Source organism: Staphylococcus sp. HMSC13A10 (assembly GCF_001808005.1).
Taxonomy (GTDB): domain Bacteria; phylum Bacillota; class Bacilli; order Staphylococcales; family Staphylococcaceae; genus Staphylococcus; species Staphylococcus pasteuri.
Genome location: NZ_KV791869.1, coordinates 1 through 1,087, shown reverse-complemented (window position 1 = coordinate 1,087; position 1,087 = coordinate 1). Strand labels below are relative to the sequence as shown.

The window sequence follows — 1,087 nt, the reverse complement described above, 5'->3', positions numbered from 1 at the left end:
ATTTCGGCTTTCACGCCTAACTCGGTATTTATTACATCATAGAAATCATCATTTATCGCATTATCTTTCGCTAATTCGTCTTGTATTGCGTCTAAATAATCACTATAAGACTGATCATAATACGTGATAGTACGCCCATCATCTAAACGTCTTGTACGAGGTCTCGGTGTCCCCATAGGTGGTAATTTGATTGTGTATCTCCATACCTTAGCCATCGCTATTCACTCCTATTTATCTTCTTGTTCTCGCTTTTGTGCGTCCCAAAATTCAGCGATTCTATCACCTTCTGATTGCTTATACGCTCGTTCTTTTTCCATTCGCTCTTGGCTATCTTTAGGCAAAACTTCTATTTCTTCTTTCATCGCCTTACGCTCAGCATTATGTTTAGCGATAACTTCTGATTTGGTAGGGGTTTGAGCCCGTTTATCTGTTTTGTTTTCGGTTTCTATTTCGGCTTCTCTTTCGTTGCCGTCGGCTTATCCTTGATAACCTAAATAATCCATATTCATATCTTTCGTATGTTTTTGTATTACGTCAGCTTGTGCTTTTAAATCGACGTCAGATTTTTTCTTCGGTTTTTTATACTTTTCAGGGTGTTCTATAGCGTCGTTAAATAGCTCAATGACAGTGTTTAGTTGATTCAACGTGAAGATATCCCCTAACGCATAAAGTGCGTCCTTTTCTTCAGTTTTGATCTTGATTAGTTTCTTATATTTGAAGATAGCTGTTTTACCTAACTCTAAATGTTCAGCTAATAATTTCCACTGTGCGTCACTGACAAACCATTTTGCGATATTCTCACTTTTTGTTTTTGAGATACTTAATATCTTCTGTGTTTTAGTGTTAGCCATATTAAAACGCTCCTTTAATCATTAATTTTAATTATTTAACTTAATACTTATATCTTTACTTACGTCTTTATTTGCGTTCTTATTTACGTTTATAAGTAAACAACCAACTTTGCTCTATAATTATGATTAGGGACATATATTGCTTATTTGTTATCCTATTTACTATTTTACTTATTATCATATTCATATCTCTATTTACATAATTATTTATACTTATACTTACAGTTATGAATACT

General features: G+C 33.5%; 2 protein-coding genes and 1 pseudogene. All 3 read right to left on the bottom strand.

Annotation, left to right across the window (positions count from 1 at the left end):
• A pseudogene (locus HMPREF3125_RS08805) lies at positions 1-215 on the bottom strand (RusA family crossover junction endodeoxyribonuclease); the annotation flags it as partial.
• A 12-nt stretch (positions 216-227) separates the two neighbouring features.
• Positions 228-362 carry a hypothetical protein gene (locus tag HMPREF3125_RS13080; protein ID WP_256278092.1) on the bottom strand — a complete coding sequence of 45 codons (135 nt, stop codon included), beginning with the start codon at positions 360-362 and terminating at the stop codon, positions 228-230.
• 114 nt (positions 363-476) lie between these two features.
• Complete coding sequence (locus HMPREF3125_RS13075; protein ID WP_070453276.1) at positions 477-851, bottom strand: hypothetical protein; 375 nt, start codon at positions 849-851, stop codon at positions 477-479.
• Positions 852-1,087: the final 236 nt, after the last annotated feature.